Genomic DNA, 13,182 nt, shown 5'->3' with positions numbered 1-13,182 from the left:
TGGACGACTCGTCGGGGGTAATCCTGTCCCTCAGTGTTCGGAGTGCGATCACCGCTGGACGATCGGCCTCTGCCCTCTCGAACCGGTCGAGCGCACCCCCTCGGACCGGCGGACGATACGGCCGATGGAACGTCGGTCGCTCGCTTTTGACGGTCCGTGAAGCGGTTCGGAGACGCCGTTTACAGCTCGGAGTCCCGCAACTCGATATCCGCGATGAGGTCGTAGGGATGGGCGTCCTTGCGGATGCCGTCGACGAGGGTAAACGCCTGACCCGGGTTGAGGAAGTGTTCCGTAATCACCCGCCCGAGCGGTGTCGGCTCGAAACCGTCGATGAACTCGTACTGTAACAGCTTGCCGAGGGCGTGTTTCGTCGGTACGTTTCCGAGCATCCGGTCGTTGAGCGCCTTCGCCGCCTTGCCGCCGACGGTGACGTTCGCCAGCGTCTCCTCGATCGCGGCGTCCTCGTCGTAGCGGGTCATCACCGGTTCCATCTCGCCTTTCAGCAGTTTGAACGCCACCTCGTCCTCGCTCATCTCCATGGAGTTGTGGTAGGCGCAGTCGGGTTCGACCAGGACGTAGACCGTTCCCCTGTCGTGGTAGTCCGGGCGACCGGCGCGGCCGAGCATCTGGTGGAACTCCTGGACGGAAAGCCACTCGATCCCCATCGCCAGCGAGTCGAAGATCACCTGCGAGGCGGGGAAGTCGACCCCCGCGGCGAGGGCCGCGGTGGTGACCACCGCTGCGAGCTCCTGGTCGGCGAACTTCCGCTCGACGGTCTTGCGGCGCTTGTAGTCCAGTCCCGCGTGGTAGGGCGCGGCGTTGTACTCGAGTTTGCGCGAAATCTCGTGACACCGTCTGCGAGAGTTGGTGAAGATGATCGTCTGGCCGCGGTACCCCTTCGAGGACTCGGTGTCGAACGCCCGCTTCACGAGTTTGTTCTCGACGCGCACTTTCTCCTGGCCGTCGGCGAAGGTGACGTGGCGTTCGATCGGCACCGGCCGCTCCTCGAACTCGATGAGCGTCGACTCGAGGGCCGCCCCCAGCTTCTCGGGGTTGCCGACGGTCGCCGAGAGGTAGATCCACTGTGCCCCGCCGTACTCGTCGCGCTGCGCGGCGCGTTGCTCACGGGTCGCTTCGCTCCCCGTTCGTTCGTCCCGCGACTCTCGCTTCGCTCGAGCCGCGCGTCGCTCCGTGGTGTACTTGAGCCGCGAGATGAGCCCGTCGAGGCGGTGGCCCCGTTCGTCCTCTTTGAGGGTGTGGACCTCGTCGATGACGACGGTGCCGATATCCCCCATCTCCTTCCCGGTTCGAAGGGCGTGGTCGATCCCCTCGTAGGTGCCGACGATCACGTCCGCGCCGGGATCGAAGCGGTTGCCGTCGTCGTTGATCCGGCTCGCGCCCACCCGGATGGTGACGTCGACCAGGTGGCCGTACTCCTCCTGGAAGTCCTCGTACTTCTGGTTCGCCAGCGCCACGAGCGGGACGAGAAACAGCATCGTCCCCTTTCCGTTGAGCACCCGGTTGATCCCGGCCATCTCGCCGACGAGGGTTTTCCCCGTCGCCGTCGCGCTCACGACGAGCTGGTCGTCTCCATCGAAGAGGCCGTTGTCGACCGCGAGACTCTGGACCGGCAGCAGGGTCTCGAAGCGGTCCTCGAGCAACCCCTGCAGACCGGGATGCAGGTTCAGCGAGTCCACCCGCACGGGATCGACATCGTCGGTCGTCGCGCTGATGGTATCGAACTTCGTCAGATCGGGGTCGAGCCGGCCCTTGAGCAGGTTGACGATCCGTTCCAGGTCCTGCACTTCGAGCATCAGCTCCTCGAGGCGATCCTTCGCAGCGCCGGTGACGTCGCCGACGTAGGAGAGTTCGCGCTCGAGTTCGCGTTCCGCACAATCGGTACAGATCCAGTCGGTGCCGTCCCTGATCGCCGTCTCGGTCGTCACCGGCGAGTACCGCCCGGAGGAGGCGCAGTACCGACAGGTACGAACCACTTTGGCCTCGAGCTGATAGCCGTCGAGCATCTCCTGGAGCACCTCGCGACCCCGCCTCGAGGTCTGTTCGGAGATCCGGATTCGCGCGGCCCGCCGGGCGAGTTCGACGAACTCATCGGGCTGTCGGGGCTCCTCGCTCGAGCCGCGCTTGAGACGGAACTTGCTCGGGCGCGGGCCGGCGGAGGTCTCCGAGAGACCGAGTTTCGCACGGAACAGCCGCTCGTCGTCACGGGTGACGACCACGAGGTAGTCCGAACCCGTCTCGTGACAGAAGAGCGTTTCGACGTCCTGGACCTGCTTCGACACAGGCTCTAGTTACTCGAGGCGCGTACTTGAGCGGTTCGACTTCGTGACAGTACAGTGCCGTGGCGTCGGTCACACTCTCGGCTGACATCCCGCTCGAGTGTACTGTTTCCGTCGACCAGACGCTCGTGTTGCAGCCGTTTCACCTTCTGCGGATCGTTGCTCGGTCGCTGCTCGGTCGAATCGGCTGATTCCGGCCGTCCGTGCGAGCATCCTGGTCAGATGTGGTGCCGACACACAACGTCCGAAATTCGGCTGTTGCACGCGTTCTTGCCAGCTTGGGACTACATAACTATGTCCTCGTATCGTGATTTTCCACTCGATGTGTCAGATTCCCCCATCGAGTATCAAAAGTCAGTCCTGACCGACGTTATCGACGAAGCGATCCACGAAGGCGTGATCTCGACCGACGAAGGCACCACGCTACAGCAACGTGTCTCGTCGATCGACTCGCTCACCGAAGCCGATCAGTACTGGAACACGCTGTTCGACGAGTACGACCTTCCGAACGACTAACGGAAATGCCCCGCGGCGCTCGCGGGGATACCCCTCTCGTAACTGCACAGCAACGAGATCCGTCTCCCGGCAGGCGTGTTACTCGAGCAGCTCGATCTCGTCGTCACCGTTCGGCACCGCACAGAGGAACGCCCCCGATTCGTCGCCTTCGTTTCGGTACCAGTGAACCGTTCCGGCCGGGATCAACAGCGAATCGCCCGCCTCGACCTCGTGTTCTTCGTCCCCGATTCCAACGACGTACCGGCCCTCGAGGACGTACTGTTCGTGCTCGACGGCGTTCGTGTGTTTCGGGACCTCGGTGCCGGCCTCGAGGGTGAACCGCCGGAGTGCGAAGTTCGGCGCGCCGTGTTCGTCGGCGATCAGAACGCCCTTCTCGAGGCCGTCGGCAGCGTCGACTGTCTCGTACTCGATCTCCTCTCCGCGACGGAGCCGTGGCTCGGTCATAGCCGTACCTTGGGGTATCACGGTACTAAAACCGTCAGGATCGGTCGCGTCGCCACTCGGAGATGTGAAATACAGACAGTGAAGTGCCGATACTACCGCGAATTCGCCTTACAGGCGCTCGACGTTCGTCGCGCGCGGGCCTTTGGGGGCCTGCTCGATGTCGAACTCGAGTTCCTGTCCTTCCTCAAGGTCCGGGCCGCCGATGTCTTCCATGTGGAAGAACACGTCGTCGTCCGCGTCCTCAGTCTCGATGAATCCGTAGCCGCCAGTGTCGTTGAAGAAATCAACGGTTCCTTTCGCCATTGCCTTTGTAGCGAGTGCCCGTGCACGGTTAACTCTTGTGTTGTCATTCGCCGGTTTCGGCATCGCTCGCCGGTTTTCCGCCCGACTCGGTTACCGAAGCTCCTCTCCGTCCTCGAGCCGATGAACCGCCATCGAGACGACGTAGACGAGCATGAACAGAAAGAAGCCGACGACGAGACCGGCGAGTTCCCGCGTCCCGATACCGCCGGGGCTCGTGAGTGCGAGGACGACGAGGCCGGCCACGAACACGAGGGCCGTGAACAGGCCGACGGCGTAATAAAAGCCCGTATCACTCTCTAGGTATCCCCAGAGGTGATCCCAGATCGGCGGCCGTGGCATACCCTGTCTTTCGCCGGGAGCGATAATAATCTGACGTCGCCGATCAGTACAGCAGGCTCGCGGTCGCGTCTGCGTACTCGGCCGGTAGCTGGTCTGCGATCGCGTCCGGGTGGGTTTCTCCCTCGAGGTTCACCAGGTAGGCTCGCCCCGGGTCGTCACCGTAAACGCCGTGGATGTCGTAGACGAAGCCGTAGACGGCGACGTCGGCAGGGAGATCCTCGGAGTCGTGGAGGAACTGCGCCTGGTAGTCGACGTTGTACTCGACCAGTTGATCGACGACCGTCGACTCGTCGGTCTCGTCGACGAGGTCGCTCTCGAGGCCCGATTCGATGACGGGCGCGAGGAGTTCGATCCACTTCCCGACGCCCTCGGGCTCGGGCAGTTCGCCTCCCGTCGCGACGTGGTAGGCGGCGGTGACTGCGCCGCAGCCGGTGTGACCGACGATGGCGACGGCTCCCGTTCCCGTGTGGTGGACCGGGTACAGCAGACTGCCGTCGACGATCCGTTCACCCCTGTGGTCGTCCCAGACCTGGTTTCCGATGTTGCTGGGTGTGAACACGGTTCCCGGTCGCTCCGTGTGCCACATTCCCTCCTGGGAGACCCGGGAGTCCGAACAGCAGATCGTCACTACGTCCGGATGCTGTTCGTTCTGCACTGCAGTGAAGTATTCCTCGGGGAGTTCGGCGACGTGCGCTCGGTTCCCCGCGAGCAACTCGAGCAATCGCTCGTCTGGTTCTTCGCTCATACGTTTGGTGGCGTGGAGGGGCGACAAAACGGTTACTCATCGCCGTTCGGCTCTCCGTTTCTGACCGCCGACCGGTGGTACCGTTCAACCGATCGTTCAGCCGAATCACTCACTGTTAATCCGATAAATTCGTCTGAACGATCAATACAGTCGCTGAAGTTTCACCGGTTCTTATACGACTTCCACTGCCCCGTTCGGACGACGCACCGCACCTGAATCAGCCCCACGCATTCGATACACATGACAGACGACCCCCGCCCTCGCATCGAAGAACACCTAGAACAGGCACTCGAGCACAGCGACGACGAGACGGTCCGGTATCACCTCCGTGAAGCGCTGCATCTCCTTGGGACGTAACCCGCTTCCCGAACCATCTCCATTACTGCTCGTTTTCGCAACGCCGGCGTCCAGCGTCGACTCCGGACTACGTCGCCTCGAGGGTCCGAAGCGCGGTCTGTGGCTCGGCGACGTACGCACAGCCGTCGTCAGTCACCTCGACCATCTCCTCCTGGCCGAGATACCCCCACTCGGTTTCGACGCCGAGTTCGAGCGTGTAGATCTCGCCGACACCGACCTCGCGATCGGGTTGCTCGCCGTACCGATCCCACTGCGGACCCAGCAGCGTTCCCGCGTCGTGGGCGTTGCGTCCCACCGGGTGTCCCGTGGCGTGCATGAACTCCGGCCAGCCCCGCTCCGTGAGCGTCTCTCGGGCGGCCGTATCTACCTCGTGACCGATGACGCCCGGCTCGAGCGCGTCGGCTGCGGCATCAATCGCGGCGCGCACGTCGGCGAATGCGTCCTCGAGATCGGAAGGCGGCTCGGGATCGCTCTCGCTCGGATAGTAGTACAGCCGCTGAATGTCGGCGGCGTACCCGTCCTGGAGCACGCCGAAGTCGACGTGCAAGACCTCGCCCGGGGGGAGCGTCCGATCGCCAGGAAGCGTATGTCCTACCGGTGCGTCACCGCCGGCGTGAACCGTCGGACAGTAGTCCCAGCTCCAGGCGCTGCCGTAGCCCGCCTCGCGCATCCGGTCGTGGAGATACTCAGAAATTTCCCCTTCCGTTCGCGCCGGTGTCCAGTCGTCGGTGGCGTCCTCGAGAAGGGCCTCGGTCGTCGTCGCTGCCACCCGAATCCGCTCGCGCTCGGTATCGGTCTTCCGGGCGCGCAGGTGGGTGACGATTTCTTCGGCGCTCTCGAGACACTCTTCATAATTCGTCCCCGAGAGTAATCCCTCGAGTCGACGGTAGAGGCCGTGCGTTAGCCCGTCGGCCGCGGGATACGTTTCGGAGTGGTTGACGGCGATCGAATCCGGGTCGATCGTCTCGAGGGCCTCGAAGAACGCGTCCTCGATCGACTCGTCGTACGGGTGAACCTCGTAGACGCCGAGTTCCTCGGCGGTCGGGGCGTCGTACCGGCCGATGACGACGCGGTTTTCTCCATCTCGAGTGACGAAGACGGCCGTTTCCCACACCACGTCGAATCCCAGCGCGAGATCCAGTGCCGGGTCCGCGACCTCCGTCGTCTCTCGAGCGATCGTGAGCCAGCAGTCGATCTCACGGTCCTCGAGGCACCGTTCCGCTTGTGCTACCTTCTCGGCAATAAGCCGGTCGTCGACCATATCCCCGGTGATCCGGCGAGTCGGATATAGGTTGGTCTCCCGGCATGGAGGACGGCTCGTCCGGGCTGTGACCCCTCTCAGTCACTGATCTCCTCGTCGAACGCCTCCTTCGAGAGCGCCTCGAGCAGACCCCTGACCTCGTCGACGGTTTCGTCGTCGATATCGTCAATCGCTTCGACGCTGTGGGCGCCGCCGTGCGCGGTCTGGAGCGCGTTCTCGTTGAGAGTTCCGTCGGGGTCGACGACGGGGAGCTTCAGGTCAGTGACGTTCTCCGGAGGAAATCCCGTCGCGGAGACCACGAAGTGATCGTCTGTCGCCGAGAGGTCGTCGGTGTCAAAATCCGGTTGCCGCGGAGCCTCCCACTCCGACGTCGTCGCTCCCGAATACTCGGGTTCGTGTATTTCGTACGTTATCGTGGAGCACTCACGACGACTGTCGCCCTAAGCGCCGGGGTTGCGTACACCGTGCGGTGTGCAGGATGTCGTCGGATTCCAGCGCCGACCCTCGGCCCCCGCTTTGGGACGAACGATACACATCGCTCTCGAGTCGGGCTGTGTCGATGAAAATCGCGTCTATCCCGTCCGGGTGACGGGCGACGTCGCCTTACAGTCGGGTGACGTTGGTCGCGCGGGGGCCCTTGGGGGCCTGTTCGATATCGAATTCGATCTCTGTGCCTTCTTCGAGGTCCGGACCGCCAACGTCCTCCATGTGGAAGAATACGTCATCGTCCGCGTCGTCCGTCGAAATGAAACCGTAGCCGCCTGTGTCGTTGAAGAAATCAACGTTTCCTTTCGCCATTGCAATTCAACACAGTGTGCGTCCACGGATAAGGGTTGTGATGTATGTCCAGTTCTATCCCGTGTTAGTTGAACAGCTGTGTGTCCGGGACGGGAAAGGCGAAAATCCGTCCATGTATGGTGGAATATATCCAAAATAGTGTCCGTTTCCGCAGGAATTGCGTCCCCGGCCGTCGAGTCCGGAAGTTCGGAGGGGTTGGTCTCCTCGAGTGACACTGCGTGAAAGAACCGTGCCGCCTCCCGGATTGTGAACTACGCCCAGAAATGCTCGCTTCGCTGTGCATTTCTGGTCTAGTTCAAATCCGCTCGGATAGATTTCTGCTGCTCGCGGTGTTGCTCGCAGCAGAAATGCCGCCTCCCGGATTTGAACCGGGGACAGCTCGATCTTCAGTCGAGTGCTCTCCCAGTCTGAGCTAAGGCGGCGCACCTCAACCTCCGTCGATGACGTAAAAAAGGATTTCGAATGCCGGCTGCTGCAGCGGTTCGTCACCCCTTTCGGTCCTACCTCGAGCGGTAAACCGGTGATTATAGGTGTGCATAAATTCACAAAAACGGGTGCCTTAACCGCTGTCTGTTGGATTTACGGATATTCAAGACACCCTTTTGCGGCCCGAGAGACACAGTTGTGTTATGGAAGCGCTTACCACGGATAAGAGGTCATCGAGATTGACTGCTGATACGATCCTCGAGCTGCTCGCCAACCGGCGTCGGCGGTACCTCCTCTACGCCCTCCGTGGATACGACCGCCCAATCGAGCTCTCGACGCTGGCCGAGCAGGTCGCAAGCTGGGAGCACGACGTCCCACCCGACGAGGTCGCGAAGAACGAATACAAGAGTGTCTACGTCTCTTCCGTGCAGTGTCACGTTCCCAAGCTCGACGATGCCAACGTCGTCGATCACGATACTGACGACCACACCGTCGTCCTCGCGCCGAACGCCGATCAACTCGAGCCCTACCTCCGACTGATCCTCAAAGACGAACCCGAACACTCGCGGCTCCACTCGGAGCTACAGGCGCAGTCCGGTGACGGATTGATCGGTCAGCTTCGCGCGCGACTGACGACGTAATCGCCGCAGCGTTCGGTCCTCTCTCTATTCATGGCTGCTCGAGGCCGCTTCACCTTCGGATATCACAGTAGGAAGTGGGCTCGGGCGGGTTCGAACAACGCGAAGACGGTCGCTCTCACTCCGCTCGAGCGCTGCGTCTTCTCTCGTTCGAACCCGCCGCTCACATCTAATTTCTGCCGCTCACGAATTGTTCGCGGCAGAAATATGGGCTCGGGCGGGTTCGAACCACCGACCTCGGCCTTGTAAAGGCCGCGTCATAACCAGCTAGACCACGAGCCCGTACCGTACCCAACCGGCCGACCCCGAATAACCTTTACTTTCTCGCCTCGCACTTCCACCGGGATGAACCTCGAGACGGTCTGGAAGGGAGTGCTGTTCGCCGCAGTCGCGCTGTTGGCCGGCTTCGTGCTCGTCCAGTCCGGGCTGGTTCCGTCGCCGTTCTCCGAGGATCAGGCGACCGTTACCGTCGTCAACGACGATTCCGAGACGCTCGCCACCGTCGACGTCGAGGTCGCCGACACCTGGGAGGAGCGCTATACGGGACTCAGCGAGCACGATTCCCTCGAGAACGGTTCGGGAATGTTGTTCGTCCACTCGAGCGAGGACGAGCGCACCTACGTCATGCGAAACATGAGCTTCGACATCGACATCATCTTCATCGACGGCGACGGCGAGATTACGACGATTCACCACGCACGGGCCCCCGAACCCGACGAGGACGGCGAGAACCTGCGATACTCCGGGCAGGCACAGTGGGTGCTCGAGGTGCCCCGCGGCTACGCCAACGAGACGGGAATCGAGGTCGGCGACGAGGTAGAGATCGAATACGAGTAGGGGCCGGTGTTTCGATTCGTAGGCAACGCTTATTGCTGACCGTCCATTCAGTCGGGGTAATGAGCAGTGTCGACTGGGACGAAGACGACCCGTTCGAGGAGCAACGGGAAAACATCGACAGCCCGATGAAACGGTTGCTCTTCGAGTTCGGCCGTCCCTACTGGTTCTCCGTAACTGTTGGAACGCTTGCAAGCATCTTCGCCAGAGCGCTCGATCTCCTCCCCGCACTCCTTCTCGGTGTTGCGATCGACTCCCTGTTCGGCGAGGCGTTGTTTCACGAACAGGTGCCGCTCAGCGCCCTTCCCGAATCGTGGCTACCCGCGACCCAGGACGGCCAGTTCTGGTTCGTCGCCGTCGCTATCGCCGGCTCGTTCGCACTCGGGGCGATCTTCCACTGGGTTCGAAACTGGGGGTTCAACGCGTTCTCACAGGACATCCAGCACGACGTCCGAACGGCGACCTACGACAAGATGCAGCGCCTGGACATGGAGTTCTTCTCGAACAAGCAGACGGGGGAGATGATGTCGGTGCTGAGCAACGACGTCAACCAGCTCGAGCGCTTCCTCAACGACGGGCTGAACTCCGCGACGCGGCTGGTCGTGATGGTCGTCGGCATCGGCTTCCTGCTGTTCTGGCTCAACCCGCAACTGGCACTCATTTCGCTTGCACCCGTCCCACTGATCGCGGTCTTCACCTACATCTTCGTCAAGAAGATCCAGCCGAAGTACGCCGCGGTCCGCTCGTCGGTCGGGAAAGTGAACTCCCGACTCGAGAACAACCTGGGCGGCATCCAGGTGATCAAGTCCTCGAACACCGAGGGATTCGAGTCGGACCGCGTCGACGACGTCTCGCGGAAGTACTACGACACGAACTGGGGTGCAATTTGGTTACGAATCAAGTTCTTCCCCGGCCTCCAGCTGATTTCGGGGATCGGCTTCGTGCTCACGTTCGTCGTCGGCGGCTACTGGGTGTTCACGGGAACGGCTCCCGGGCCGTTCACGGGGACGCTCCAGACGGGGACGTTCGTCATCTTCATCCTCTACACCCAGCAGCTCGTCTGGCCGATGGCCCAGTTCGGGCAGGTGATCAACATGTACCAGCGCGCGGAGGCCTCGAGCGAGCGGATCTTCGGTCTGATGGACGAACAGGGCCGCATCGAAACCGACAGCGACGCGGAGCCCCTCGAGGTCCGAAACGGCTACGTCAAGTACGACGGCGTCACCTTCGGCTACAACGACGAGGAGACGATCCTCGACGACGTTACCTTCGACGTTCCGGGCGGCGAGACGCTCGCGCTCGTCGGACCCACGGGGGCCGGGAAGTCCACGGTCCTCAAGCTCCTGTTGCGCTTACACGACGTCAACGAGGGGTCGATCCGGATCGACGGTCAGGACATCCGTGAGGTGTCGCTGCCGAGCCTGCGTCAGTCGATGGGCTACGTCGGCCAGGAGTCGTACCTGTTCTACGGCACCGTCGGGGAGAACATCACGTACGGGACGTTCGACGCGGACCACGAGGAGGTCGTCGAGGCGGCCAAGGCCGCGGAGGCTCACGAATTCATCCAGAATCTGCCCGACGGCTACGACACGATGGTCGGCGAGCGCGGCGTCAAACTCTCGGGCGGCCAGCGCCAGCGGGTCGCCATCGCCCGCGCGATCCTCAAGGATCCGGACATCCTGATCCTGGACGAGGCGACCAGCGACGTCGACACCGAGACGGAGATGCTCATCCAGCGTTCGATCGACAAACTCACGGAGAACCGGACGACGTTCGCGATCGCCCACCGGCTGTCGACGATCAAGGACGCCGACAAGATCGTCGTCCTCGAGGGCGGCGAGATCGTCGAGCGCGGGAGTCACGACGACCTGCTCGCGAACGACGGGCTGTACGCGCACCTCTGGGGGGTTCAGGCCGGCGAGATCGACGAACTCCCACAGGAGTTCATCGAGCGCGCCCAGCAGCGAACTGCCAGAACGGAAGCGCGCCAGAACGACTGATCAGAAGGAGTCCTCTTCGTCCTGGCCCTCCTGGCCGGGCGCGCCTTCCTCCTGGCGATCCTCGCCCGGTGCGGGCGGAGTCCTGTCGCTGTAATTCTTCCGGCCGATCGCCGCGTCGCCGACCATGTTCATGATCGCCTGTTCGACTTCGTCGTACGAGGCGTACTCATCCTCGTTTAACGGCTCGAGGAGTTCGCCGAAACTCGTCTCGTCCGACTCGAGATCGATCGTCTCGTCGCCGTACTCCTCGAGCAGTTCGTCCTGGCTCGCCGGATAGTCGTGGTTCTGTAACTGCGTGCCCAGTTCGCCCAGTTCGACGCCCTGCTGGCGGGTTTCGTCGTCCATGTATGGTCAGTCGAGAGGCGGCCGGTTACCGTTTCACCCTGCTATCGCGTGTGTCCACTCGAGGACGAGCCGTCGGCTACAAGGCTCGCCGCCCCGTTGCCGTCTGCATGCACCTCGCGGACGCGACGTGGACGGACGTCGAGGCGACGGAGACGGAACTCGCAGTGCTGCCGGTCGGGAGCACGGAACAACACGGCCCGCATGCCCCACTCGGAACCGACGCGCTCGCGGCGACGGCGGTCGCCGACGCGGGCGTCGAACGCTTCGACGGCGAGGTCGTCGTCGCTCCCACGGTTCCCATCGGGGTCGCCGAGGAACACCGCCAGTTTCCCGGCACGATGTGGGTGTCCCCGGAAACGTTCCGGCGGTACGTCCGCGAGTCGGTCGACAGCCTCGCTTCCCACGGGTTCGACCGGGTCGTTCTCGTCAACGGCCACGGCGGGAACGTCGACGCGCTCAGGGAGGTCGCGGGCACCGTCACCCGCCACGACGACGCCTACGCCGTTTCGTTCACCTGGTTCGAGGCCGTCGGCGACCACTCGAGCGACATGGGTCACGGCGGCCCGCTCGAGACGGCGCTGATGCGCCACGTCCACCCCGATCTGGTTCGAGAAGACCGCATCGAGGAGGCCCGCGAGGGCGCTGCCGACGGCTGGGGGGAGTGGGTTAGCCACACGAACCTCGCGCACGACTCGGCGGAGTTTACCGAAAACGGCGTCGTCGGGGACCCGGGAGAGGGAAGCGCCGAGCGCGGGACGCGGCTGCTCGAGCTAGCAGCCGATTCGCTGGCGCGGCTGCTCGAGGCCGTCGAATCGCGGGACGTCTCGCGGCCCGAGCGCCGATAAGTCGGTGCTCGGACGGTCGACGACCTGCTTACTCGTCGTCTTCGTCGGACTCCTCGTCTGCGTCCGGGCCGGCGCTCTCGAGGGTGCCCCGGAGCGCGGGAATCGTCGAGGTGAGGTCGCCGACCTGCTCGCCGGCTTCGGAGATGTCTTCGATGGCCTCCTCGACGTCAGCGATCTCTTCTTCCAGGTCGTCGGCGTCCTCGAAGGCGTCGGCGCGCTGGCCCATCGTGAACCACTTCTTGGCGTCGCGAAGGTGATCCTCGGCGTCGCCGGCGTCGAGCGCCGATTTCAGGCCATTGAGCACGCCGAGTACGTTCTCGGCGTCGGTCTCCCAGACGTCGTCGGCCTCGGGAAGGGCGTCCCAGGCTTCCTCGAGGGAGGCCTCGACGTCCGAACGCATCTCGCTTGCCGCTTCGCCGAACAGGTCGTCGTCGTTCAGTGATGCTTGACTCATGACTGTCAGTTCAGCCCGACATAGGTTAAAAGGTCGCCCGAAAGTGAAAGTGAAAACGGGCGTCTCGGCGTTGGTATTGGGAAAACGGCGTTCCGGTTCCGAAACTGATGAGGGGCATCCGTTTCGGGCGTCGAACTCAGTCGTTTCGTCGAACCTCGGCGACTCGCATCAGCGGGTAGCCGTCTTCCATCTCCATGCGCGCCACGACTTCGTGGCCCTCGTACTCGACGACGATTTCGACCTCGAGGAAGCGCCCGGTCAGTTCGGTGTAGTCGGCGGCCGACGAATCGAGGGCGGCCACGAGTTCGTCCTCGCGGACCGAGACGGTGACCTCCCGACAGTGGGGCTGGTTTTCGATCGCCTCCTCCATCGCCGTCGCGAGACTCGGCGCGCTCGCGGGCGCGACCGGGGTCCCGGCGAACTGGTGGTAGAGCGATCCGAACTTGATACCCGCCTCGAAGCAGGCGACCTCGGCGTCGGTGGGCTCGGTAGTCGCTGGATTCATACTCGAGCCCTCGCAGTCCGGCGGGAAGGCCGTTGCGATGGCGGGGTGGAACCGCACGTTACTTATCGCCCGTCG

The 13,182-nt window shown here is 63.1% G+C and carries 16 protein-coding genes and 2 tRNA genes; 5 read left to right on the top strand and 13 right to left on the bottom strand.

Going from position 1 to position 13,182, the window contains the following annotated elements:
- Window positions 1-179: 179 nt before the first annotated feature.
- Window positions 180-2,300 (bottom strand): DEAD/DEAH box helicase, encoded by a 2,121-nt coding sequence (locus tag AC6I6S_RS07540; RefSeq protein ID WP_497949140.1) that lies wholly within the window; start codon window positions 2,298-2,300, stop codon window positions 180-182.
- A 321-nt stretch (window positions 2,301-2,621) separates the two neighbouring features.
- Between AC6I6S_RS07540 and AC6I6S_RS07535 the strand changes: the two genes are divergently transcribed.
- Window positions 2,622-2,813, top strand: coding sequence for a hypothetical protein (locus AC6I6S_RS07535; RefSeq protein ID WP_497949139.1), 192 nt, complete (start codon window positions 2,622-2,624; stop codon window positions 2,811-2,813).
- A gap of 78 nt (window positions 2,814-2,891) precedes the next feature.
- On the opposite strand, the gene AC6I6S_RS07530 is transcribed toward AC6I6S_RS07535, so the two are convergent.
- The 8 genes from AC6I6S_RS07530 to AC6I6S_RS07495 all read right to left on the bottom strand — a co-directional run bounded on the left by AC6I6S_RS07530 (window position 2,892) and on the right by AC6I6S_RS07495 (window position 7,482).
- Complete coding sequence (locus AC6I6S_RS07530) at window positions 2,892-3,257, bottom strand: cupin domain-containing protein (protein WP_497949137.1); 366 nt, start codon at window positions 3,255-3,257, stop codon at window positions 2,892-2,894.
- A gap of 108 nt (window positions 3,258-3,365) precedes the next feature.
- The gene (locus tag AC6I6S_RS07525) at window positions 3,366-3,560 is read right to left on the bottom strand and encodes a cold-shock protein (RefSeq protein WP_005554588.1); all 195 of its coding nucleotides are present in this window, start codon (window positions 3,558-3,560) and stop codon (window positions 3,366-3,368) included.
- Window positions 3,561-3,650: 90 nt separating this feature from the next.
- Entirely contained in the window at window positions 3,651-3,899 is a 249-nt protein-coding gene (locus tag AC6I6S_RS07520) for a hypothetical protein (protein ID WP_497949136.1), read from the bottom strand.
- A 43-nt stretch (window positions 3,900-3,942) separates the two neighbouring features.
- Window positions 3,943-4,644: a carbonic anhydrase gene (locus tag AC6I6S_RS07515; protein WP_497949134.1), complete on the bottom strand. Its 702-nt coding sequence runs from the start codon at window positions 4,642-4,644 to the stop codon at window positions 3,943-3,945.
- A 424-nt stretch (window positions 4,645-5,068) separates the two neighbouring features.
- Window positions 5,069-6,262: a M24 family metallopeptidase gene (locus tag AC6I6S_RS07510; protein WP_497949132.1), complete on the bottom strand. Its 1,194-nt coding sequence runs from the start codon at window positions 6,260-6,262 to the stop codon at window positions 5,069-5,071.
- 77 nt (window positions 6,263-6,339) lie between these two features.
- Complete coding sequence (locus AC6I6S_RS07505) at window positions 6,340-6,561, bottom strand: hypothetical protein (RefSeq protein ID WP_497949131.1); 222 nt, start codon at window positions 6,559-6,561, stop codon at window positions 6,340-6,342.
- A 304-nt stretch (window positions 6,562-6,865) separates the two neighbouring features.
- Window positions 6,866-7,060, bottom strand: a complete 195-nt coding sequence (locus AC6I6S_RS07500) for a cold-shock protein (protein ID WP_049922404.1) — start codon at window positions 7,058-7,060, stop codon at window positions 6,866-6,868.
- A 348-nt stretch (window positions 7,061-7,408) separates the two neighbouring features.
- Window positions 7,409-7,482, bottom strand: a tRNA-Phe gene (locus tag AC6I6S_RS07495).
- A gap of 207 nt (window positions 7,483-7,689) precedes the next feature.
- Between AC6I6S_RS07495 and AC6I6S_RS07490 the strand changes: the two genes are divergently transcribed.
- Window positions 7,690-8,127: a DUF7344 domain-containing protein gene (locus AC6I6S_RS07490; RefSeq protein ID WP_497949129.1), complete on the top strand. Its 438-nt coding sequence runs from the start codon at window positions 7,690-7,692 to the stop codon at window positions 8,125-8,127.
- Between the two features lie 205 nt (window positions 8,128-8,332).
- On the opposite strand, the gene AC6I6S_RS07485 is transcribed toward AC6I6S_RS07490, so the two are convergent.
- A tRNA-Val gene (locus AC6I6S_RS07485) sits at window positions 8,333-8,406 on the bottom strand.
- Between the two features lie 63 nt (window positions 8,407-8,469).
- On the opposite strand from AC6I6S_RS07485, the gene AC6I6S_RS07480 reads away from it, so the two are divergent.
- Window positions 8,470-8,961: a DUF192 domain-containing protein gene (locus AC6I6S_RS07480; RefSeq protein ID WP_497949128.1), complete on the top strand. Its 492-nt coding sequence runs from the start codon at window positions 8,470-8,472 to the stop codon at window positions 8,959-8,961.
- A gap of 59 nt (window positions 8,962-9,020) precedes the next feature.
- Complete coding sequence (locus AC6I6S_RS07475; RefSeq protein ID WP_497949126.1) at window positions 9,021-10,958, top strand: ABC transporter ATP-binding protein; 1,938 nt, start codon at window positions 9,021-9,023, stop codon at window positions 10,956-10,958.
- On the opposite strand, the gene AC6I6S_RS07470 is transcribed toward AC6I6S_RS07475, so the two are convergent.
- Window positions 10,959-11,303 (bottom strand): DUF5789 family protein, encoded by a 345-nt coding sequence (locus tag AC6I6S_RS07470; protein WP_497949124.1) that lies wholly within the window; start codon window positions 11,301-11,303, stop codon window positions 10,959-10,961.
- A gap of 107 nt (window positions 11,304-11,410) precedes the next feature.
- Here AC6I6S_RS07470 and AC6I6S_RS07465 point away from each other — a divergent pair, with 107 nt between their 5' ends.
- Window positions 11,411-12,148: a creatininase family protein gene (locus AC6I6S_RS07465; RefSeq protein ID WP_497949312.1), complete on the top strand. Its 738-nt coding sequence runs from the start codon at window positions 11,411-11,413 to the stop codon at window positions 12,146-12,148.
- A 28-nt stretch (window positions 12,149-12,176) separates the two neighbouring features.
- Here the strand turns inward: AC6I6S_RS07465 and AC6I6S_RS07460 are convergent, their stop codons facing one another.
- Window positions 12,177-12,602 (bottom strand): DUF5790 family protein, encoded by a 426-nt coding sequence (locus tag AC6I6S_RS07460; protein ID WP_497949122.1) that lies wholly within the window; start codon window positions 12,600-12,602, stop codon window positions 12,177-12,179.
- Between the two features lie 136 nt (window positions 12,603-12,738).
- A complete protein-coding gene (locus tag AC6I6S_RS07455; protein ID WP_497949120.1) occupies window positions 12,739-13,107 on the bottom strand; it encodes a dihydroneopterin aldolase family protein in 369 nt (122 codons plus the stop codon).
- Window positions 13,108-13,182: the final 75 nt, after the last annotated feature.

The sequence above is a fragment of the Natrononativus sp. DTA114 genome (assembly GCF_059736515.1).
The sequence above is the reverse complement of the archived record's forward strand: the minus strand, read 5'-3'. Positions and strand labels throughout refer to the sequence as shown.